The organism is Pseudomonas marginalis, assembly GCF_008692035.1.
GTDB classification, from domain to species: domain Bacteria; phylum Pseudomonadota; class Gammaproteobacteria; order Pseudomonadales; family Pseudomonadaceae; genus Aquipseudomonas; species Aquipseudomonas marginalis.
Genome location: NZ_VTFG01000001.1, coordinates 2,116,143 through 2,136,886, shown reverse-complemented (window position 1 = coordinate 2,136,886; position 20,744 = coordinate 2,116,143). Strand labels below are relative to the sequence as shown.

General features: G+C 61.0%; 20 protein-coding genes. 9 read left to right on the top strand and 11 right to left on the bottom strand.

Annotated elements, in window-relative coordinates; genetic code table 11:
- Nucleotides 1-49 precede the first annotated feature (49 nt).
- Nucleotides 50-1,216 carry an MFS transporter gene (locus FX984_RS09935; RefSeq protein WP_027603979.1) on the top strand — a complete coding sequence of 389 codons (1,167 nt, stop codon included), beginning with the start codon at nt 50-52 and terminating at the stop codon, nt 1,214-1,216.
- A gap of 296 nt (nt 1,217-1,512) precedes the next feature.
- Here FX984_RS09935 and FX984_RS09930 read toward each other — a convergent pair whose 3' ends face one another.
- Nucleotides 1,513-2,445, bottom strand: coding sequence for a LysR family transcriptional regulator (locus tag FX984_RS09930; RefSeq protein ID WP_027603980.1), 933 nt, complete (start codon nt 2,443-2,445; stop codon nt 1,513-1,515).
- Nucleotides 2,446-2,554: 109 nt separating this feature from the next.
- Here FX984_RS09930 and FX984_RS09925 point away from each other — a divergent pair, with 109 nt between their 5' ends.
- From FX984_RS09925 to FX984_RS09895, 7 genes are all read left to right on the top strand, one after another.
- Nucleotides 2,555-3,640: a TauD/TfdA family dioxygenase gene (locus FX984_RS09925; protein WP_146476690.1), complete on the top strand. Its 1,086-nt coding sequence runs from the start codon at nt 2,555-2,557 to the stop codon at nt 3,638-3,640.
- A 4-nt stretch (nt 3,641-3,644) separates the two neighbouring features.
- A complete protein-coding gene (locus tag FX984_RS09920; RefSeq protein ID WP_027603982.1) occupies nt 3,645-4,403 on the top strand; it encodes a sulfite exporter TauE/SafE family protein in 759 nt (252 codons plus the stop codon).
- Nucleotides 4,404-4,419: 16 nt separating this feature from the next.
- The gene (locus tag FX984_RS09915) at nt 4,420-4,899 is read left to right on the top strand and encodes a YbaK/prolyl-tRNA synthetase associated domain-containing protein (RefSeq protein WP_027603983.1); all 480 of its coding nucleotides are present in this window, start codon (nt 4,420-4,422) and stop codon (nt 4,897-4,899) included.
- Between the two features lie 407 nt (nt 4,900-5,306).
- Entirely contained in the window at nt 5,307-6,410 is a 1,104-nt protein-coding gene (gene wecB, locus FX984_RS09910) for a non-hydrolyzing UDP-N-acetylglucosamine 2-epimerase (RefSeq protein WP_223841620.1), read from the top strand.
- Nucleotides 6,407-7,513, top strand: coding sequence for a glycosyltransferase family protein (locus FX984_RS09905; protein ID WP_166655302.1), 1,107 nt, complete (start codon nt 6,407-6,409; stop codon nt 7,511-7,513). Before wecB ends, FX984_RS09905 begins: the two co-directional genes overlap by 4 nt.
- Nucleotides 7,491-8,402: a glycosyltransferase family 2 protein gene (locus tag FX984_RS09900; protein WP_108573802.1), complete on the top strand. Its 912-nt coding sequence runs from the start codon at nt 7,491-7,493 to the stop codon at nt 8,400-8,402. Before FX984_RS09905 ends, FX984_RS09900 begins: the two co-directional genes overlap by 23 nt.
- A complete protein-coding gene (locus FX984_RS09895) occupies nt 8,395-9,258 on the top strand; it encodes an NAD(P)H-binding protein (RefSeq protein WP_108573803.1) in 864 nt (287 codons plus the stop codon). Before FX984_RS09900 ends, FX984_RS09895 begins: the two co-directional genes overlap by 8 nt.
- Here the strand turns inward: FX984_RS09895 and FX984_RS09890 are convergent, their stop codons facing one another.
- The 6 genes from FX984_RS09890 to FX984_RS09865 are packed head-to-tail and all read right to left on the bottom strand — an operon-like array spanning nt 9,259 to nt 15,641.
- Nucleotides 9,259-11,328 (bottom strand): glycosyltransferase, encoded by a 2,070-nt coding sequence (locus tag FX984_RS09890; RefSeq protein ID WP_146476689.1) that lies wholly within the window; start codon nt 11,326-11,328, stop codon nt 9,259-9,261.
- Nucleotides 11,325-11,540 carry a hypothetical protein gene (locus tag FX984_RS09885; protein WP_027603989.1) on the bottom strand — a complete coding sequence of 72 codons (216 nt, stop codon included), beginning with the start codon at nt 11,538-11,540 and terminating at the stop codon, nt 11,325-11,327. Before FX984_RS09885 ends, FX984_RS09890 begins: the two co-directional genes overlap by 4 nt.
- A gap of 11 nt (nt 11,541-11,551) precedes the next feature.
- Nucleotides 11,552-12,256 (bottom strand): 2OG-Fe(II) oxygenase family protein, encoded by a 705-nt coding sequence (locus FX984_RS09880; protein WP_108573805.1) that lies wholly within the window; start codon nt 12,254-12,256, stop codon nt 11,552-11,554.
- On the bottom strand, nt 12,249-13,571 hold the full coding sequence (locus FX984_RS09875) for a polysaccharide pyruvyl transferase family protein (protein ID WP_092355031.1): 1,323 nt from the start codon (nt 13,569-13,571) through the stop codon (nt 12,249-12,251). The genes FX984_RS09880 and FX984_RS09875 overlap by 8 nt, the downstream gene beginning before the upstream one ends.
- Complete coding sequence (locus FX984_RS09870; RefSeq protein WP_146476688.1) at nt 13,568-14,836, bottom strand: ABC transporter ATP-binding protein; 1,269 nt, start codon at nt 14,834-14,836, stop codon at nt 13,568-13,570. Before FX984_RS09870 ends, FX984_RS09875 begins: the two co-directional genes overlap by 4 nt.
- Entirely contained in the window at nt 14,826-15,641 is an 816-nt protein-coding gene (locus FX984_RS09865) for an ABC transporter permease (protein WP_051429305.1), read from the bottom strand. Before FX984_RS09865 ends, FX984_RS09870 begins: the two co-directional genes overlap by 11 nt.
- A 256-nt stretch (nt 15,642-15,897) precedes the next feature.
- Here FX984_RS09865 and FX984_RS09860 point away from each other — a divergent pair, with 256 nt between their 5' ends.
- Complete coding sequence (locus FX984_RS09860) at nt 15,898-16,356, top strand: Hsp20 family protein (RefSeq protein ID WP_027603994.1); 459 nt, start codon at nt 15,898-15,900, stop codon at nt 16,354-16,356.
- 51 nt (nt 16,357-16,407) lie between these two features.
- Here the strand turns inward: FX984_RS09860 and FX984_RS09855 are convergent, their stop codons facing one another.
- The 4 genes from FX984_RS09855 to FX984_RS09840 form a co-directional block, all read right to left on the bottom strand.
- A complete protein-coding gene (locus tag FX984_RS09855) occupies nt 16,408-17,223 on the bottom strand; it encodes a DUF3800 domain-containing protein (RefSeq protein WP_108573830.1) in 816 nt (271 codons plus the stop codon).
- Between the two features lie 189 nt (nt 17,224-17,412).
- On the bottom strand, nt 17,413-18,690 hold the full coding sequence (locus FX984_RS09850; protein WP_146476687.1) for a cation:dicarboxylate symporter family transporter: 1,278 nt from the start codon (nt 18,688-18,690) through the stop codon (nt 17,413-17,415).
- Nucleotides 18,691-18,783: 93 nt separating this feature from the next.
- The gene (locus FX984_RS09845) at nt 18,784-19,992 is read right to left on the bottom strand and encodes a pyridoxal phosphate-dependent aminotransferase (RefSeq protein ID WP_146476686.1); all 1,209 of its coding nucleotides are present in this window, start codon (nt 19,990-19,992) and stop codon (nt 18,784-18,786) included.
- Between the two features lie 11 nt (nt 19,993-20,003).
- Nucleotides 20,004-20,666, bottom strand: a complete 663-nt coding sequence (locus tag FX984_RS09840) for an RraA family protein (RefSeq protein ID WP_065940452.1) — start codon at nt 20,664-20,666, stop codon at nt 20,004-20,006.
- Nucleotides 20,667-20,744 lie beyond the last annotated feature (78 nt).

Below are 20,744 nucleotides of genomic sequence, written 5' to 3'. Positions count from 1 at the left end.
CCTTAAAACGCTGGATCGTAGCATTGGCGGCATAGATAAGGAGCCTTCCATGCGTATCAATCCACCACTTGTCGCACTTGCCATAGGTGCCTTTGGCATCGGTGTTACCGAGTTCGCCCCCATGGGCATGTTGCCGGGCATCGCTGCGGATCTCGGCGTTTCTATTCCCGCCGCGGGCCTGTTGGTCAGTGCTTACGCCCTGGGTGTACTGCTCGGCGCGCCGCTGATGACCCTGACTACCGGCAGGATCCCCCGGCGCTATCTGCTGATCGGACTCATGGCGATTTTCACCCTGGGTAATCTGATGTCAGCCCTGGCGACCGATTACTACAGCCTCATGATCGCCAGGGTGGTGACCTCACTGAACCACGGTGCGTTCTTTGGCGTTGGCTCTATCGTTGCTGCCAGCGTGGTCGCCCCTGAGAAACGTGCCGGAGCGGTCGCGGCAATGTTTATGGGCCTCACCCTGGCGACCATTGGCGGTGTGCCGCTGGCCGCCTGGTTTGGCGAAATGTTCGGTTGGCGCACTGCATTCTGGGGCATTACCGGCCTCGGCGTGGTCGCCATGGCCGCGTTATGGTTCGCCCTGCCCAACCTGAAGGCGCCGCCAGGCGTCGGTGTAATGGCCGAAATTCGGGTACTGGGCCGTGGCCCGGTGCTGGGCGCGTTGGCCCTCACGGTAGTCGGTTCGGGCGCAATGTTTACCGTCTTCACCTACATCGCGCCGATCCTTAGCAGCGAGACTCACGCGTCCACCGCCTACATAACCGCCATGCTGGTTCTGTTCGGTGTGGGCCTGACACTGGGCAACATGTGGGGCGGCAAGGCCGCCGACCGCTCGATAGATCGCACACTGATCGTTTCGCTGAGCGTGCTGATTCTCGTGTTGCTGGCGTTTACGGTACTGATGCGTTGGCCGCTGCCGGCGGCCGTTGCCATCCTGATATGGGGTATCGCCAGTTTCGCCTTGGTGCCGCCGCTACAGATGCGCGTCATGGAAGCTGCCAAGGACGCGCCCAATCTGGCCTCGGCGGTGAACATCGGTGCGTTTAACTTCGGCAATGCGATTGGTGCGGCACTGGGCGGTGCGGTGATCAATGCAGGGCTAGGTTATCCGGCGATTTCCCTGGCTGGAGCGGCAGTGGCGGGGCTAGGGCTGCTGATGGTGCTGGGATTTGCCTGGCGTTCCAGAAAGATTGCAACTGCATTGGTGTGAGCTTGATGGGAGAGCCAGTCACTCAGTTGCTCCGTGACTTCCATTGTGATTTTGCATGACCAAATTGGATGGCTGAATCGCCGAGTAACACACGCTTTGCTTGACCGCGGGAGCACTTAGAGTGGAGCCCAATATAGCGTTCGAACAAGGAGTCTAAGGTCAGCGCCTACACCCTTTACCTTCCTCCCATGACGCCTCATTAATGAACGTAGCCTGGCAGGCTGGAGATGTCTACGGTGCCGGGGCGATTCAGAATGCTTGAATGAATCCCCCTCACAGCGACGTGAGGGCCGTCTTCATAGAGGTGCTGAGCCGCGTTTACATTCGAGGCTTTCACCTAAGCCACGGATCATCTCCATCAATGCCTTCACCCGCAGCGGCAAGTTTCCGGCCGGGTATACCGCGTGCATCTGTGGGCTCTCACCGCTGCTGGAGGTGAGCTTGTACTCAGGACACACCCGGAGCAGGCGCCCCGTTTCCACTTCGGGTTCCGCCATCCAATCCGCCAGGCGGGCGATCCCGACGCCCGCCAGGGCTGCCTGGAATACCGCCAGGCCGGAGCTGAACCGAAATTTTGGATGAACCCGAAAGCTGATGGCCTGCTCCTCACTGCGAAAATTCCACTCCTTGAGAATCCGCGGCGCCGTATGCAGGATCAGCGAATGCGCCTCCAGTGCCTCGATGGAGTCGGGCATGCCGTTGCGCTCCAGGTAGCCGGGGCTGGCATACAGGTAACGTGAGTAACTCCACAGCGCAAAGCCGATCAAGTCGCTGGATTGTGGAAACGCACCGCGAATCGAGAAGTCCAGCTTGCTCTTGGCCGGGTCGATGATCTCATCGGTGAAGATCACATCGATGTTAACGTCTGGATAACGCTCGCAGTATTGCGCGATCAACCGGGGCAATACCCCGTGTCCGAGAACCTCGGGGGCGGAAAAACGAATCCAGCCGGAGGCCAGGCCGCTGAGGCCGGCCAGGTCTTCATCCACCTCACGTTGCAGATCGAGCATTTTGTACGCGTGGGGCAATAAGCATTCACCCGCTTCGGTCAAGCTCACGGCATTGGACGAGCGATTGAACAACTTGAGCCCCACACTCTCCTCCAGGGCTTGAACGGCACGGGTCAGTGCGCTGGGGGAGCGCCCCAGCGTCCGTGCCGCGGCGACGAAGCTGCGCTTGCGAGCCACGGTCGCGAAGGCTTCAAGTTCCCCCAACATATTCAGTGCCACTTTCCACCTCATTGCATTTTTCACAACGCGGCATTGCAACACAAAAAAGGCCCTTCCGTTAACCTTCCCGTTCAACCCACAAGGATGGTGCAAACAGGAGCGCAAGGACGTGTCGAAGCTGGATGAAGTAATCGGGAAAGCCGCAGCGTGTATTGATGAAGTCATTCATGAAAGGCTGGAAAAAAAATCAGTGACTTTGACCCGACGGGAGATACCGCAAATTCATCTGTCGCTGGAAGAACAACGCACACTTCAGGCCGGGCTGGCATCGCTGGACGTGACCGATAGCGCCTCGGGGATCCGCCAGATGCCGGTCCTGGGGCGGTTGCTGGAAAGTGTCCTGGGCACCGAGAAAATCCAACAGCTGCGCAATTTTCCACAGGCCCGTGACGTGGCGATGATCGTCAGGGGGCTGCCGCTGGACCCGCAACTGCCCGCCACGCCCTATGACCTGGAGCCAGGTATCGAGAACCTGTCGATTCTGGCCGGGGCTATTTTGTCCGTGCTGCACACTCTGCAAACCCGTCCGCTGGCGTACGAGGGTGAAAGCACCGACTCCGTGTTCCGTCACGTATCGCCCAAGCGCAAGCGGGAGACCGAAAAGAGCTCCTATGGCTCGCGGGCGGATCTGGACATGCATGTCGACAACCCTCACCTGCCTTTGACCTGCGAACCTATCTCGCAGTTGTCGGCCTGTCCGGAGTACCTGTCCCTGACCGGCCTGCGCTGCGAGCTCGACGTGCCGACGCGCATCGTCGCCATTGACGAGGTGCTGGCCATTCTGCCGGCCTACGTCGAAGAAGAACTGTCACGACCGAACTTCACCGTTCGCCGACCAGCCTCCTTCGGCAAACAGGGGAATGTGCTGGAAAACGTCCCCTTGCTCTACAGAAGCGCAACCGATGGCCTGTATTGCCGCTACAACAAAGCGAGTGTCGAAGCGACCTGCGGCCCTGCGCAGTTTGCCCTCCAGCTGTTCGCCGCCGCCGCCAATCATCCCGATGTCGTGCACCACATCATGCTGCAACCGGGGGACATGCTGATCTTCAAGAACCAGCAAACCCTGCATGCCCGGGATGGTTTTACCCCCCGCTACGACGGCCGTGATCGCTGGATGTTGCGTGTCTTCGGGGTCAATGATCCGGCACGCGTGGTACCGCTGGATCCTCATCAACCCTACATAGTCAGAGCCTGATTTCATGGTCGATATTGTCATCCTTTGCGTGTTCGCCTTCGCCGCCGGCCTGATCGATGCGGCGGTGGGCGGCGGCGGACTGATCCAGATTCCCGCGCTATTCAACGTGCTACCCACCGCTCAACCGGCGGCGCTGCTGGGTACCAATAAGGTCGCGGCCGCCTGCGGCACCGCATTCGCGGCCCGGTCCTTCGTGCGCAAGGTGGTGATCGACTGGGGGCTTGTGATCCCCGCCGCCTGCGCGGCCTTTGTCATGGCCTTCTTCGGAGCCGCCACGGTGTCGTTCGTACCCCAGTCGATGATCCGGCCGGCGGTGCTGGTGTTGATTGTGCTGATGGCGATCTACACCTTCTGGAAAAAAGATTTCGGCGCCCTGCACAAACCCATGCGCATCGGTACCAAGGAAAAACTGCTGGCGATCGTCATCGGCGGCGCCATCGGTTTCTACGACGGTCTGTTCGGTCCCGGCACTGGCAGCTTCCTGATCTTCCTGTTTATCCGCTGCTTCGCCTTCGACTTTCTCCATGCCTCTGCATCGGCCAAGCTAGTGAACATCGCGACCAACGTAGCGGCACTGATATTCTTCATTCCGACGGGTAACGTGCTCTACCTGATCGCAATCCCCATGGCGGCATTCAACATCCTGGGCGCGCTCACCGGCACCTGGCTGGCGGTTCATAAAGGCGTGCCCTTTGTCCGGGCTCTATTCCTGGTGTTACTGGTGATTCTGATCAGCAAGCTGTCCTACGACCTGTTCCTGTAAACCAGAGGAAAACTCCATGCATCCCATGTTCGATCGCCTCGTGGCATTACTCGATGCCCGCTCAGCCTCTTACCGGGTGTTGATGCACGATGCCGAGGGCCAGTCGGCGCGCGTCGCCGAAATCCGTGGCACCGAGCCCGGCCAAGGCGCGAAGGCCATGCTTTGCGCCCTCAAGGGCCAGGCCGGCCCCTATGCGCTGGTGATACTGCCGGGCGACCAGAAGCTGGACATGAAGAAAGTCGGAGCGGCCCTGGGCGGGAAAAAAGCCGAGCTGGTGAAGGCCGAAACCGCCATGGAGCTGACCGGGTGCCGGATCGGCGCCATCCCTCCGTTTGTTTTCGATGAGCGGATTCAATTGATCGTCGATCCAGCCTTGACCACAGGCTACGCCGAAATAGCCTTTAACGCGGGGCGGCTGGATGCGTCGATGGTGCTCGATACGCAGGACTATCTGGCGATCGCCATGCCTCGATTGCTGGATATCAGCCAGGCCTGAGCAGACGTTTTCACAGACGCGGCCCAAAAAAAACGATAGCCGCGCTGGCCTGCTATGCACTGTATCTGGCCGGTCTTCAGGCTCGAACGACAGGTCGGTCACGTCATTTCCAGGGCAACCGCATCAGGCATGAACCGGTGCGCTCATTCCCTGGCGTAGATTTGCGGGAACTCCTCGGGACCAGACCGTCCTTTAGTCCATCCACCGTGCAGGTATTGCAGTCTGTGTCTATGCTGCAGTATGGGTGTCGAGACCCGCTACGAACCTGTCTCGACGCCGCACTCTCGCTGTCCGCAGTCCGGATTTTCACCATCACAGCATCAAAACAGCACAGCGGAATGTGCGTGAGCATGAGCTTGAACGCCTGAGCGATTCAGCCACTTATCGAATAGGGAAATAGGCTTGATGTGTCGGTAAAAAAAATTCTTTGTGTGGTCGGAACGCGTCCCGAAGCGATCAAAATGACCCCGGTCATTCTGGCCTTGAAGCAGCAGGGCTGGGTCGATGTGCGTGTGGTCGCCACGGCACAGCATCGCGACATGCTGGATCAGGTCCTGGCGTTTTTCGGCATCGAGCCCGATATCGACTTGGACGTCATGCGACCCAATCAAACCTTGGCCACCCTGACCGGGCAGTTATTGCTCAAGCTGGATGTTGTCCTGCTCGAAGAACGGCCCGATGCGGTGCTGGTGCAAGGCGATACCACCACGGTGATGGCCTGTGCCCTGGCCTGTTTTTATCGGCGCATACCGGTGGGGCATATTGAGGCCGGCCTACGCACCTGGGATCTGCAGCATCCGTTCCCCGAGGAAGCCAACCGGGTCATTGCCGGTAAATTAGCGCACTGGCACTTCGCGGCAACGCAAGGCACCCGGCAAAACCTGCTGAAAGAAGGCGTAGCCAGTGGGGACATTTTCGTCACGGGCAACACGGTGATCGATGCCCTGATCATGACCGCGGCCAGTGAGGTGGAGATCGGCCTTGATCTTGATCCGAGCAAGCGCCTGGTGCTGGTGACGGCCCATCGCAGGGAGCATTTTGGCGCGCCGTTTCTCGACATCTGCCGAGCGCTGCGCACCCTTGCCGAGAGCAACCCTGGGGTTCAGTTTCTCTACCCTGTGCACCCGAACCCGAATATCCAGGACGTCGCCCAGGCGTGCCTGGCAGGCATGCCGAACTTCAGGCTGTGCGCGCCGCTGGGTTACGCGGCGTTCATCGCCGCCATGAAAGCGGCGTATTTCATCCTGACCGACTCGGGAGGCGTCCAGGAAGAGGCGCCGGCGCTGGGTAAGCCGGTGCTGGTCATGCGGGATGAAACCGAGCGCCCGGAAGCGGTGGAGCAGGGCAGCGTCAAGCTGGTGGGGGCCAACTATGAACGTATCATCGAGCAGGCGCAGCGCCTGCTTGACGATGAATCGGCCTACCGTGGCATGGTGCGAGGTGTTTCGCCCTACGGCGATGGGCAGGCTGCCGGGCGTATCGTGAAGGTCCTGCGCGAGCACTTTTCTTGAAGCGCCTGGTATTTCTCTCGCCGTTGCCCTGGCACAGCTTCGCCCAGCGGCCGCACAAGTTTGTCGATTGGGTGCACAGCCGCACAGGGGCGTCGGTGCTGTGGGTCGATCCTTATCCCACGCGGCTGCCCAGGTGGAGCGATCTCAAGGCGGCTGCGCCCTGCGCGCAAACCAGTCCATCCAGTGGCACGCCGCCATGGCTCACGCTGATCAAGCCTGGCGGTCTACCGATAGAACCTCTACCGTGCTCGGGCTGGGTGAACCGCTTTTGCTGGCGGCATGCATTGAGCAGGATCGATCAATTCACCCACGCCTCTCCAGCCTTGCTCGTGGTCGGCAAGCCCTCGGTCCTGGCACATCTGTTGTTGCAGCGGCTTCGTCACTGCGCGTCCTTGTATGACGCAATGGACGATTTCCCGGCGTTTTATACCGGCCTCTCGCGATCGGCCCTGGCGCGCCGTGAGCGGCTGATCGCCCAGCACGTGGACGTCATCTGGACGTCGAGTTCCGTGCTCGACGCACAGTGGCGGCGTTATCGCAACGAGGTGTGCCTGGTGCTGAACGGCCTGGACTTGGCGGCGATCTCTGCCGTAAAGCGGGCGCCGATGTCATCGAGTCGAAAGGTTTTTGGCTACGTGGGCACCCTGGCGACCTGGTTTGACTGGGCCTGGGTGGCGGCTTTGGCCGAAGCCAGGCCCAACGATGAAATTCGTTTGATGGGGCCGATCTTCGGCGCCGCGCCCGCGCATTTGCCGAGCAACGTAGTGGTGTTGCCTGCCGATAATCATGGCGCGGCGTTGGCCGCCATGGCCGAGTTCGACGTGGGCTTGATTCCTTTCAAAAAGACCCTGCTCACCGCGTCGGTCGATCCGATCAAGTACTACGAATACCGCGGCCTGGCATTGCCGGTGATCTCGACTGACTTCGGCGAGATGCATGGCCGTTCAGGGCTGCCGGGTGTTTTTATCAGTCACTCGCACAGCGATATTGCCGGGCTGGCCGAGGCCGCCTTGGAGTGTGAGCGCAATGCGGACGAAGCCCGTGCATTTGCACGACAACACTCATGGGAAGCGCGTTTTGATGCCGCCACGCTTCATCCATGACTGCGACGTGATCGTCGTCAACTACAACGTCGGCACGCTGCTCGGCGAATGCGTGGCGTCGGCCTTCAGGGAAGGCGCGCGGCGGGTGATTGTGGTGGACAACGCTTCGACTGACGGCAGCCTGGCGTACCTGGATGAGTGCCCGGCCTATACGGGCCTGAGCATCATCCGGAATCAGCGGAATATGGGCTTTGCCTCGGCCTGTAATACCGGTGTGGGGGTGTCGAGTGCCGGCGCATTGTTGTTCTTGAACCCGGATTGTGTCCTGCTGCCGGGCTCATTGCTGGGCATGATGGAAGCGCTGCACGCGGATGCCGCCACGGGCATGGTGGGGGGCTTTCTATGCAACCCCGATGGGTCCGAACAGCCGGGCGGGCGCCGGGTGTTTCCGACCCCCAGGAGAGCATTCGTCCGGGCTTTTGGCTTATCGCGCCTGGATGGAGTGTTTCCCACGCTGTGCGCCGACTTCCTGTTGCATCGTGAGCCGCTGCCCACCGAGCCCGCCGCGGTGGAAGCCATTTCCGGTGCCTGCATGCTGGTCAAGCGTGAAGCGTTGAAGTCTGTGGGCCTCTGGGATGAAGGCTATTTTCTGCATTGCGAGGATCTGGACTGGTGCATGCGCTTCAAGCTCAAACAGTGGCGCGTCGTGTTTGTGCCACAGGCGCGCGTCATGCACTGGCGGGGCGCCTGTAGCCGGAATCGACGGTTTTTTGTCGAGTGGCACAAACACCGAGGGATGGTGCGGTTCTACGCAAAGTTCTTCAGGGCCAACTACCCCAAGGGATTGTGGTGGTGGGTGGTCCTGGGGGTGTGGCTGCGCTTCGGTTTGGTCTGCCTCTACCATGGATTCAATTGGTTGCTGGGACGATCCCGGAGTGGGCATGCCTGAGGTCACGGTCGGTGTGCTGGGGGCCAGTAGCCTGGTAGGCCGATGCCTGCTTGTGTTGCTTGTGCGCGAACAGTTCAAGGTCGTCGCTTTTTCCCGCCAGCCCCGGCACGGCAGCGATACGGTCAGTTGGCAACGGCTTCCTGAGGCGGGTGTAAGCGCGTATGCCGCGCCGATTCCCTACTGGATCTGCGTGGCACCGATTTGGACGCTGCCGCAGCATTTTGCGCTGCTGCAGGCCTGCGGAGCGCGCAAGGTCGTGGCCCTGTCTTCCACCAGTCGCTTTAGCAAAAGCCACTCCGTCGACTCCGCAGAGCGGCGCCTCGCCAACCTGTTGGGCGATGCCGAGGCGCGTGTTGAGCAGTGGGCGCAGGACCACGGGGTGCACTGGGGCATCCTGCGTCCGACCTTGATCTACGGCCAGGGCCGCGACAAAAACATCACCGAGATCGCACGCTTTATTCGGCGCTTCGGCTTTTTCCCGCTGTTGGGCGGCGCAATGGGACTGCGTCAACCCGTGCATGCCGAGGATGTGGCGAGCGCCTGTGTGCGGGCGTTGCAGGCACCCCAGGTGTGCCGCCATGCCTACAACCTCAGCGGCGCAGAAACGTTGCCCTATCGGGAGATGGTCTCCCGCGTGTTCACCGCGCAGAAGCGCCGCCCGCGTTTTCTCACGGTGCCGCTCTGGGTGTTCCGGATGACGTTGTGGCTGTTGCGAGTACTGCCACGCTACCGCCATTGGTCGGCGGCGATGGCGCAGCGCATGAACCAGGACCTGGTGTTCGAGCATACCGAGGCTGCCCGGGATCTTGGCTTCGCGCCCAGGGGATTTTTATTGTCACAGGACGACCTGCGTTAGTTACTCATATTCATGGGGCACCCACGGGCCCCACTTGGCTTCATAGATCGCCTTGTTGCGCTCGAACAGGGCTTGGCGTTCATCCTGGTTCATGAGCGCGAACGATGCCGAAAGCTGGTGATGGATAAACACATCGCGGGCGCAGGCATTCACCAGGCCGGCATGTTCGACACGTCGGCAGTAGTCGTCATCCTCGAAGAATCCACGGCCATAGACTTCGTCGAGCGGGCCGATTCGCGTGTAGGTACTGCGCGGCATCATCACGCAGAAGAACGCCAGGGTCGGCAGCCGGACCACCTCGCCAAGGTGGCGGCAGGTAAAGCGCCGAGCCGCTTGTGGCATGTCTGCGAGGTCGGTGTAGCCGATGTCGATCCTGGCCTGGTTACCGATGTTGTTGGTCACCGGGCCAATCAGGCCAAGCTCGGGATTGCGTTGTAAATGGCGGCGCAAGGTACTCGCCCAGCCGCTGGTAACCTGCGTGTCGTTATTGAGCAGCACCAGGTACTCACCGTTGGCGATCGCCAGGCCCTGGTTGTTCGCGGCGGCGAAACCGCGGTTGTCGGTGTTGAGTACGATCGTCTGGCCTCTGTCGGCCGCCCATTGCGAGAGAAATTCAGCGGTGCCGTCACTGGACGCGTTGTCCACCACGATGATTTCCAGTTCAGGCCCCTCGCTGTCGTGCTCGAGGCTGTCCAGGCACGCCCGCGTCAGCGCCAGGTTGTTGTAGGTCACCACGATCACGCTGATGCGTGCCGCGTGGTCGCGGCGCTCGGCCAGGGTGATGAGCGCATCGGCGCGGTGTGTCCAGGTTTGTCGGGCAGCGAACGCCTGGCGCTGGGCAATCTGTTCGGTCGTCGCTGGCAGCAATGCCCGCGTGATCGCGGTAATGAACGCCGGGCCGTCCCGGCCGACCTGCACCAGGGAGCCGAATTGTTGCATTTCTGGCAGGTCGACCGAGACCACCGGTTTCCCGGCACTCAGGTACTCGTAGACCTTGACCGGGTTGGTAGCGAGCGTCAGGGCCGTGATGTGAAACGGCACGATGCCCACATCGAAGCCATGCAGGTAGTAGGGCAGGGTGGCATAGGGCACTTCGCCGGTGAATTCTACGTTCGCATAGCCACTCAATTGCGCCCGCGCGCCCACCGTATCGGCGCCGATCAGCAGCACCACATGCTGTGGAAACGCCTCGGCGATGCGGGCGACGAGCGCCTGGTCGAACCAGTGTGCAATGGCACCGTAGTAGCCAATCACCTTACGTTGCAAGCGATCCCGGTAGATCGAGGCAGGTGGGGTGCAGAACCGGGTGAAGTCGGCGGCATTGCGCAGGATGGCGCGAGTTTCATTGGCCTGGGCCGGCCATTGCTCGGCCAACCAGTCGGAGGTGAACAGCCGAACGTCCGCGTTGCGCACCAGCCGTTGCTCCAGCTGCAGGATGCTCGGGCCGTTGTCGCCGAAGCCTTGATGATGGTCCATGCAATCGTAGATCAATCGGCTGTTGGGTAATTCACCGGCGATGTCGCACCAGAAAGGGTGCTGCACCAGTGAAATGACCCGGGCTGAGCCGGCCCAGAGGAGTACCTCGCCAATACTGCGGCACAACTGCCGAACCTGCGCGGCGTCAGGCGCTGCGGTGTAGATCAGCGGTGCACCACGGGCGAACAGCTTGACCTGGAACAACCGCTGCGTCTGGTCCAGCGAGTCGAGTTCAAAGCCGGCTTGGGGCGCATGTATCAATGAGGCCGACACGTAGATGACCCGCCGGCCGGTGGCGGCCAGCACCTGGGCCAGTTGCTGCGGGCGCTGGTGGCGCAAGTCCCAGTCGATAGCGCCCCAGATAATGTAATCCGCCAGCCCGGTCTGTTGTGGCTGGGGCGCAGGCTGAGGCGCCGGCGCTGGGTCGGCTAAGGTTTTCATCGGTTGCAGTACGCCGCGCAGTACGCGCACAGCGGGCAGCAGTGCACGTCGGTAGATGACTGCCAGGAGTTTTTTCGCGCTGGCCGGCAACGGCAGCCGGTGATACACCGCGCGCCAGCGCTGCCGGCCAGATGGGCGTCGCTCGATCATCATGGGCGGGACGACCTCATCCGGACGTTTTCGGCGATGCGGCGACCACCACAAAGCAAGTCGCTTTTCAACGTGCCCGACTCGACCGGCCCGTCTTCGATGTGGAACAACGTTTGCAGTACCCTGAAGGACTGCAGGCGCAGCCCCTGGTTATTTGCGGCGGCGAAGCCCGGGTAGCGCAGGTAGTTGCGCGTGTCGTCCGTGTGCCTGTCCATGGTGCCGTCCTTCACGAAAACCTTGTGTTGTGCTGTTCGCCGTAAGCGTGCAGAGGTGTCGGGTCGTTGTCCGGCCACATCGAGCTGGTAGAGCCGGGGCGGTAAAACGTCACCGTCACGCTGCGCCTGGAAGAACGACAACCCTCGACCACCCGTGAAACCGCGTGCCAGGAGTTGTCGGCGCGCACGAGAATCGCCGAGTTGCCGACCTCGGGCGTCACTTGCGCGACGATATCGGTGGGCCTGGCAGAGCCGAGGATCTGCAGGCAGCCGCCGTCGGCGGGGTCCCAGGTCTGATTGAAGTACAAAACGTGCGTGACCAGTTTGTCTTCCAGGTCCGGGTGCGGCCCGAGGTTGGCCCCGGGGCCGTAGTGGAACAGATTGGCTTCCATGGGGACGTCGGTCACGTCCACCCCGGTCAGCGCGGAGAGGGCCTGGCGGTACTGCGGCGAACAGAGGCTGTGGGCCAGTGCCAGCCATTGCGGGCTCAAGGCCTGTGGGTTGACCACCTGGTGGCTGCCCAAGGCGATCAATTGCCGCGCCTCGTATTCGTAGTCCTTGGCCCCGCCGTAGCCGGAGACCGTCTTGAAGTGGTCGTGCGGGTAGGTTTCGGCCAGCGCCTTGGCATCGTCGGGGGTGTAGAGCGCACCGATTTGCGCCCAGGAAAAAGGCACGGTCTGCAGGCGGTGGGCCGTCAGTTTGCTCAGGTCAATCATGTCGAAGGGCTCCCAGCCATTTGTTCAGGGTTCGGCGCAGATGGCGCAACGGCGCCGTCAGCTTGAACGAGTTGGAGCGGTACAGCGTTTCCAGTGCCTGTTGATGTTGCTCGCGTTCGTGTTGTCGCTCGGCGGCCTGGCTTTCGAGGTGTGAGTGCAGGTCTTCGAGAACGCCGGGCAAGGCTTGCCAGTAGCGGTTGAGCGCGGGCTGCGTGGGCCTGGGACCTTCGCGGATCAACTCGGCCACGCGGTCCCAATGTGCGTCGATCCGTACCATCGCGTCGGCGGTCACCTGGGACACCGGTTGCTTGCCCAGCTGTGCGCGAAACCACTGCGGATCAATCGGCTGGTCCCGGCGTAATTGGAATATTCGTCCATGGCTCGGCAGCGCAGTGTATTTGCCGGTGCCCAGGTCCGCCGAGCAGAAGACCGGCACACCAAAGGCCAGTGCACTGATCGCCAGGTGGTAGCTGTGCCCGATCACCCCTTCGGCATGGGCGATCAGCTCTGCCAACAGCAGGGGCTCCGGCCAGAAGGGCAGGCACCGCGCGCGCGCAAGGCCGTCGCCCAGTACGGATTCATGATCACCCAGTACCGGCCCTATGGGCAGCAGCAGCAGTTGCACGTCCTCGAACTGCCCGGCATGGGTTTGCCACAGCTGCAGGAAGCTGTCCAAGCCTCCTATCGCATGCACCACCAGATAAGGGAGGGTCAGGTCGGCGCTGCTGCGCAGCGCCAGGAACCGGGTAGACGGCGCATGAGGGTCGAGCACCCGTGGCAGGCCAAAGGCCGTGTCGGGAAGCACCTCGACCTGGGCCGTCGGCGACAGCTGGGCCAGGGCCGCTTGGGACAGCGCATCGCGTACCCTGATGTGCGGGCTGTGTTCGAGGGTCAATTGCACCAGTGGCGCGGCCCACGGCGGGATGTCGTTGCAATGCATGCCCGGCGCATTCCAGATCAACGGGATGCCATGTTGCAGCGCGATCAGCGCGGGCGTCAGCCAGTAGCCGGTGGGGTGGTGAATGGTGGCATCCGGGGGGTAATAACCGCTGGCCACCAGCTTGTCGAAACGCACAATGAAACCACCGCCGATCAATACTCCATCCAACTGACCGGCGATGTCCGGCAAACGAGTCAGCGAGGTGACCTCGTACGGCCACTCGGGCGGTGTTTTCCCGTGATAGGAAAACCGGTGCAGCGTTATCGCGCCCAGGCGCCGGGTCAATTCCGCCTCGGCGAGAATGGGAAACAGCAAGTCGCCATAATTGGCGACATCGAATGTGCCGAAGATCCCGACCTGCCACTCTCGGCTCATTGCAGCACCCCCGGTTCATTCGTGTGAGGGGCAGGACCGGCCTCTATTCCCAGATCGACGAAACCAAGGAATTCCCGGGTACCCGGCAAGGTGTCGAACGCCAGCAGCGCGACCTGCTTCTCGATGAGCTGCGCGGTTTCTTCGAGGTGGCCGTTCATCAGTTTCAGCGTGATGTGGTACTTGCCCGCCGCAAGGTTGGCGGGGAAGCGGACGTTGAGCGTCGCCTTGCGCCAGCCGTTGTGCGCTGCCTCCAGGTGCAGCGGCAGGTTGGCACCGCCGATCACCAGCAGGCGGGCCTCCTGGATCGTCACGCTGAGGGTCGGCAGCTCGATACTTTCGCGTACCCGGGTTTCGATGCGCAGTTCGATGGTCTCGCCATACACAAAGCTTGAATACAGGCTGTCCGTGTTGGTAAAGCAGGCCGCAACGATATGCCCCTCATCGGTGCCAAAGGCGATGCCAGCCTGTTGGGCAAGAAACGCCTTGGGGGCGACCGCCACCGCGCCGCCGCTGGCCCAGCGACGCTGTTCGTCACGCATCTCCAGCAGGTAGAGTTCGGCCATTTCTTCGGGAGAGCCACTGGCACGCACCTGGCCTTCGCGCAGGTAAATCACCCGATTGCAAAAGCGCTTGACCATGGCCATGTCATGGGACACGAACAGCAGCGTCGTGCCTTGCTGGGTGAGCGCTTCCAGCCGATTAAGGCACTTGAACTGGAAGGACGCGTCGCCCACTGCCAGGGCTTCATCGACGATCAGGATGTCGGGGTCCACGCACACCGCGACGGCAAAGGCCAGGCGTACCAGCATCCCGCTCGAGTAGGTCTTGGTGGGTTGGTCGATAAAGTCGCCAATATTGGCAAAGTCGGTGATCTGGGCAAAACGGGCATCGATTTCCGCGCGGCTGAGCCCCAATACGGCACCGTTCATATAGACGTTTTCACGCCCGGTGAAATCGTGATTGAACCCCGAGCCCAGCTCCAGCAACGCCGCCACGCGGCCATGGCTCTCAATGCTGCCGGAGGTGGCACTGAGGGTGCCGCAGATCAGTTGCAGCAGCGTCGATTTGCCGCTGCCGTTGCGGCCAATGATCCCTACCGTTTCACCTTTGCACAGTTGCAGCGACACGTCCCGCAGTGCCCAGAATTCTCGATAGAACTGCTTTTGCCCGCGCGACAACAGCTGCCACAGGCGATCCCTGGGCGTGTCGTAGATGTGATAGCTCTTACTCAGGTGGGCCGTTTGTACGGCGATGTCAGAGCACATCGGCAAATCCTTTGCGGGTTTTCTGGAACCAGGTGAACCCCAGCCAGGCGATACCACCAGCCACCAGCAGGCCGCAGGCCCAGGTGAAAGGGTCTGGTACCACCCCCCAGAACAGCAGGTCACGGGCCTGTTCGACCACCAGGGTGAGCGGGTTGAGGTGAAGGATGCCCTGGTAGGCTGGCGGAAATGCGCTGGTCGGGTAAAAAATCGCCGAGACAAACATCAATGCCGTGGTCAGCACGCCCACCACCTGGCCGACATCACGCAGGTAAACCCCCAGCGCTGCCAATAGCCAGGTGACTCCCAGTGTGAAGAGTGCCAGCGGCAATAACACCAGGGGCAGCAACACACTGGTCAGGGGCGGCCAGCCGAAAAACACCAGGTGGAAGACCAGCCAGATCACCAGGCTGGCCAGGGTGTGGAACAACACGGCGCCCAGCACCACCCACGGCAGGATCTCGAGGGGGAACACGACTTTCTTGACGTAGTTGGCATTGGCGATGATCAGGCCTGGCGCACGTCCCACGCATTCGGCGAACACGTTGAACACCAGCAGGCCGGCAAACACCAGCAGCGCGAACTCGGTGCGCGAACCGTCGCCCGCGGGCCAGCGCAGCTTGAACATCACGCTGAACACGAAGGTGTAGACCAGCAACATGAATAGCGGGTTAAGGAACGACCACAACAGCCCCATGATGGAGCCTCGATAACGCCCAATCACTTCCCGCTGGACCATGGAAAACAACAACTCCCTGTGTCGCCACGGGCTGGAAAACATCCCTGCCCGCGCGTTTGTTTCACTCATGCAGCGATTCCCATTGCCAGTGCAGTGCGCCCATGAGTCTAGTCAACAATTGTCGTTTTGCTATGTGGCGTTGAGTGGTTGTTCGACCTAGGGGAAGGCTCATTGCGTCAGCCTGTCTGCACGCAATCACAGCAGCGGATAAATTTTTTTGCTGGCGCTGCTTGAAATTTTTTCCCCTGAACCTACTTAGGTTTTACGCGATGCCGAATACGGGTCGCGTGTCAAATCACTTGGAGAAAACTCAGGAGATTTTGCAATGGCTACTACTCTTTCGTTGGCCCCACTGTTCCGTCATTCCGTCGGCTTTGACCGCTTCAACGACCTTTTTGAATCGGCGCTTCGCAGCGAGGCCGGTACCACCTACCCACCTCACAACGTCGAAAAGCACGGTGAAGATCACTACCGGATCGTCATCGCGGCGGCAGGCCTGGTGGAGGATGATCTGGAGATCCAGGTGGAAAAAGGCGTGTTGACCGTCGCCGGCGGCAAGCGCGAACACGATGAGGGCATCACCTACCTGCACCAGGGCATCGCCCAGCGCGCGTTCCGTTTGTCGTTCCGCCTGGTCGACCACATTGAAGTGCAGGGCGCACAACTCGCCAACGGGTTGCTGAGCATCGACCTGCTCAGGGTGGTACCGGAGGAAGCCAAGCCTAAGCGCATTGCGATTGGCGGTGCTGCCAAGGCCGAGGTGAAATCCATCAGCGAGCAGTAAGGCTGGAATGAATAAAGGCGCTCTTCGGAGCGCCTTTATTGGACCCAATGATTAACAGTCATTTGCTGATAACTGAGCGACTACTTTTGTAACCTTTGCTGCTTTCTTATGATCCAAACCGCTGCAAGGTAGGGCAACGTTGGCGATGCGCGTTGCGAAATAGGTGTCAAATAGCTCCCAGTCGTCGAACTCTTCTGGCGCGACGGCATAGGTCGTCAACCGACCAATCAGTCCACACAGCCAGTCAGCGCACTGTAACGTTTGAAAAAGATAGCTTTCACCTTGAAGCGGCGGCTCAATTAATGTGCGGCATTTCTCCGAAGCGTCTTCAAACATTGCCAGCGTGCACGCTTCAACGTTTCTTTCACGCCATTCATTTCCTGCTTTTTGTTCATCCAGCAGAACGATGAAAGAGGCGTTGTTTAAAGTGCAGAAGCGATCAATCTTGCGGATGGACTGTACCAACACCCGCTGGAATGTTTCGGTCGAGTTGTGTTTCGTGTGCTCAGTAGGTTTGTGTTCTCCCGTGTAAAAAACGTACCGACCGATTTTCTGAATATGGTTCAGTAAACGGAACGAAGACCTTCTCAGCTCCCTATATTTGCTTACATTGGCCACTGTAAAAAGCGCAGAACCTTTCTTTTCCCAATGATAGGCGGGTAAGTGTTCAGGGTTTTTGTGCTCCAGATCCCAAGCAAGTAACTGACATTTGAGTTTGTAGAAATAGATTGCGAACTCACGCACTTCATTGGCGGGAAGCAGCATACCGCCGAGCCCGAATACAGGGCTGGTTTTGTACATTGAGTGTTTTCGTGAGACGTACTGGCCTACATGGCCAAACTCATCCAGATAAGCAATGTATTGCACCAAATGTGATTTCCCCAGCCGTGAAAAACACGAAAGCCCGCGCGATTTCTCGCAACGGGCCTCGGAAGGTGGGCACATGGTTTCCCATATGCGTTGGGGGGAATTTAGCGGAAAAATACTGCTGGTTCCAACCGGATTGGGGGAATCAGGCAGATCCTACACATCATCAGGAAACGACTGGGCCTCTCTTCAGTGCAAAGGAATAGTGTCGCCGCCCGACTCATGCCCCGCCCGCCCCTCACGCCCCTCCCACTTGGCAATCACCAACGGCGCCAAGGCATTGCCCAGCACATTCAGCGCTGTGGTCGGCATCTCCATCAAGCGATACACCCCGGCGATAAACGCGATGCCTTCCAGCGGCAAACCCGCGCTGGCCAGGGTGGCCGATAGGATCACGAACATGAATCCCGGTACTCCGGCAGCCCCCTTGGAGGTGAGCACCATGGTCACCACCAGCAACGCCTGATCGCCCAGGCTCAGGTCGATGCCGTACAACTGCGCGACGAACAGGGTGCCGATGCCGAGGAACAGGGAAGCGCCGTCGAGGTTGAACGAGTAACCCACCGGCACCACAAAGCTCACCAGCGAAGGAGGCACGCCGTAGGTTTCGAGTTTTTTCATCAGTTGCGGCATCACCGCCGCCGAGCTGGCGGTGGAGAAGGCCAGCACCAACTCATCCTTGATATGGCGCATCAGCGCGAACAGGTTGATCCCGCACACGCGCGCCACCAGGTTGAGCACCACCAGCACAAAGAACGCGATGGCCACATAGCTGACCATGATCAGCTTGGCCAGCGGCAGCAATGAGCTGAAGCCGAAGTTGGCCACGGTCACGGCGATCATGCCGAACACGCCGATGGGCGAGTAGGCCATGATCATCGAGGTGACCTTGAACATGGCATCGCTGACGCCGCGCAACAGTGCGATGACCGGGTCCTTGCGTTCGGCGGGCAGGCGCGCCACGCCCAGGCCGAACATCACCGCAAAAAACAGCACCGACAACAGGCTGCCCTGGGCCATGGCGTTGACCACGTTGTCGGGGATGATGCCGACGATGATCTGCCCCAGGCTATGACCGGCGCCGTTGCTGGTGGGCAGGGTGATATTCGCCGCATGCAGGCTGGACAGTTCAGTGCCGGCGCCGGGCTTGAGCAGGTTGCCCATGACCAGGCCGATGATGATCGCCAGGGTGGTGATGCAGAAAAAATAGCTAAGGGATTTGACCCCGATACGGCCCAGGGATTTGCCGTCACCGTGGCCGGCAATGCCCACCACCATGCAGGCAAACACGATAGGCACCACGATCATCTTCATCAGCTTGATAAAGATATCGCCCGCCGGTTGCAGGAGATTGTCCACCAGCCACGGCCGGGACTCGGGAAAGCGGTGCAGCAGGGCACCAATGGCGATACCGGCGAGCAAGCCGATCATGATTTGCCAGACCAGCGCGATACGGGGCGTGTGCATGGGAATGCCTCATTTGATCAATGATTTTTAAGTTGTTGTTCTAGGCAGTCAAAAGGCGACCGGCCGCTGGTCGCCGGGTGTTGCGGGTGGCCGTCAGCGCAGGTCGTGGCATGCGTCTTTGAGGCGACGGCACCCTTCTTCGATCACGTCCAGGGCGCTTGCGAACGACAGGCGCACATACGGCGACATGCCGTAGGCCGCGCCGCTGACCGTGGCCAGGCCGTAGTCGCGCAGCAGGTAGTCCACCAGTTGGGTGTCGCTGTCGAGGCGATCACCTTGGGGGGTGAGCTTGCCCATCAGGCCGCTGACGTTGGCGAACACATAGAACGCGCCATCGGGCGGGATGAGGCCCAGGCCGGGAATACCCGCCAGTCGCTCCAGCATCAGGGCACGACGCTGCCGGTATTCTTCGCGCATCGCGGCAATAGGCGCCTGGTCACCGGCAAATGCAGCCACGGCGGCGGCCTGGCTCACTGAGCTGGGGCAGGTGGTGGTCTGCGACAGCAGCTTGGCGATGGCCGCGATCAGCCACGCCGGCCCCGCACCAAAACCCAGGCGCCAACCGGTCATCGCATAGCCCTTGGACGCGCCATTGATGATCAGCGTACGTGGCTTGAGGTCGGGCGCCAGGCGTGTCAACGGCACATGCCGGGCGTCGCCGTAGACGAAGTGCTCGTAGATCTCATCGGCCATGATCAGCACATGGGGATGGCGGCGCAGCACCTGCGCCAGGGCCAAGAGTTCGGCTTCACTGTACACCGCGCCGCTGGGGTTGTTCGGGCTGTTGAGGATCACCCATTTGGTGCGTGGGGTGATCGCCTCTTCGAGGGCGGCGGGCGACAGCTTGAAACCCAGGCTTTCATCGCCGGCAATGATCACCGGCGTGGCGTCGTTGAGCCGTGCGATGTCCGGGTACGACACCCAATACGGTGTGTGCACGATGACTTCATCGCCGCGATTCAAGGTGGCGGCCAGGGCGTGATAAATGATGTGCTTGCCGCCGCAGCCGGCGACGACTTCGTCCAGGCCATACACCAGATCATTGTCGCGCTGCAGTTTCAGGCAGACGGCCTGGCGCAGCGCGAGGGTGCCGGTGGTGGCGGTGTAATGGGTGTCACCGCTGTGCATCGCCAGGCTGGCGGCCTCGAGAACGTGCGCCGGGGTGTCGAAGTCCGGCTCGCCCACGGTGAAGTTGACGATGTCGCGGCCCTGGGCGCGCAACTCGGTGACCAGGGCGTTGGCGGCGATGCTGGGGGAGGGGGCGATGCCCAGGACGCGGTCCGACAAAAATGCAGTGCTCATCTCGGACTCCTTCACGCCAGGCCGGCGTTGTTGAGGGCCTTGTCGATCCAGCTCTGGCGCACCGCACCGCTGGCGATCTCTGCCTTGACCGCTTCTTCGTGCTCGGCATGTTGTGCAGCGCGGCGCAGTACCTCGGCGGCGTCGGCCTGGGAGAACGCGACCAGGCCGTCTTCATCACCCACCAGCAGGTCGCCGGGGTTGACCACCATGCCGCCGATGGACACCGGCACGTTCACTTCGCCGGGGCCGGTCTTGTACGGGCCGGTATGCACCACGGCGCGGGCGTAGCAGGGGGTGTCCTCGAAGCTGGCGACATCGCGAATCGCGCCGTCGATCACAAACCCCACGCAACCGCGCTGTTGGGCATACAGCTTGATCAACTCGCCGATCACCGCGTTGTTGGTGTCGCCCTGGCCGTCCACCACCAGCACATGGCCGGGTTGCAGCAGGCTCATGGCCTTGTAGATCAGCAGGTTGTCACCGGGGCGGGTCTTGACCGTGATCGCCGTGCCCACCAGCTTGCCGCTGCGGTTGTAGCGGGTCAGGCCACGGGCGCCGATATGGCGGCCGAGGTTGTCGCTGATATGCGGGGTGACGACATGGGCAAACGCCTCGACCAGTTCGGCCGGCGCCATGGGCGCGTTGGGAAGGATGCGTGAACCGGGCAAGGACATGGCAAATCTCCAGAATTGTTGGATAGCGATGGGCTATGGCCGGATCTTAGGAGTGATGACGCGAGAGTTTTAGCGATA

Coding starts and splice junctions, on each gene's coding strand:
- FX984_RS09865 (WP_051429305.1), bottom strand. CDS start 15,641: ATGAGTGAAACAAACGCGCGGGCAGGGATGTTTTCCAGCCCGTGGCGA.
- FX984_RS09860 (WP_027603994.1), top strand. CDS start 15,898: ATGGCTACTACTCTTTCGTTGGCCCCACTGTTCCGTCATTCCGTCGGC.
- FX984_RS09915 (WP_027603983.1), top strand. CDS start 4,420: ATGCATCCCATGTTCGATCGCCTCGTGGCATTACTCGATGCCCGCTCA.
- FX984_RS09885 (WP_027603989.1), bottom strand. CDS start 11,540: ATGGACAGGCACACGGACGACACGCGCAACTACCTGCGCTACCCGGGC.
- FX984_RS09920 (WP_027603982.1), top strand. CDS start 3,645: ATGGTCGATATTGTCATCCTTTGCGTGTTCGCCTTCGCCGCCGGCCTG.
- FX984_RS09935 (WP_027603979.1), top strand. CDS start 50: ATGCGTATCAATCCACCACTTGTCGCACTTGCCATAGGTGCCTTTGGC.
- FX984_RS09880 (WP_108573805.1), bottom strand. CDS start 12,256: ATGATTGACCTGAGCAAACTGACGGCCCACCGCCTGCAGACCGTGCCT.
- FX984_RS09840 (WP_065940452.1), bottom strand. CDS start 20,666: ATGTCCTTGCCCGGTTCACGCATCCTTCCCAACGCGCCCATGGCGCCG.
- FX984_RS09900 (WP_108573802.1), top strand. CDS start 7,491: ATGCCGCCACGCTTCATCCATGACTGCGACGTGATCGTCGTCAACTAC.
- FX984_RS09895 (WP_108573803.1), top strand. CDS start 8,395: ATGCCTGAGGTCACGGTCGGTGTGCTGGGGGCCAGTAGCCTGGTAGGC.
- FX984_RS09850 (WP_146476687.1), bottom strand. CDS start 18,690: ATGCACACGCCCCGTATCGCGCTGGTCTGGCAAATCATGATCGGCTTG.
- FX984_RS09870 (WP_146476688.1), bottom strand. CDS start 14,836: ATGTGCTCTGACATCGCCGTACAAACGGCCCACCTGAGTAAGAGCTAT.
- FX984_RS09890 (WP_146476689.1), bottom strand. CDS start 11,328: ATGATGATCGAGCGACGCCCATCTGGCCGGCAGCGCTGGCGCGCGGTG.
- FX984_RS09845 (WP_146476686.1), bottom strand. CDS start 19,992: ATGAGCACTGCATTTTTGTCGGACCGCGTCCTGGGCATCGCCCCCTCC.
- FX984_RS09875 (WP_092355031.1), bottom strand. CDS start 13,571: ATGAGCCGAGAGTGGCAGGTCGGGATCTTCGGCACATTCGATGTCGCC.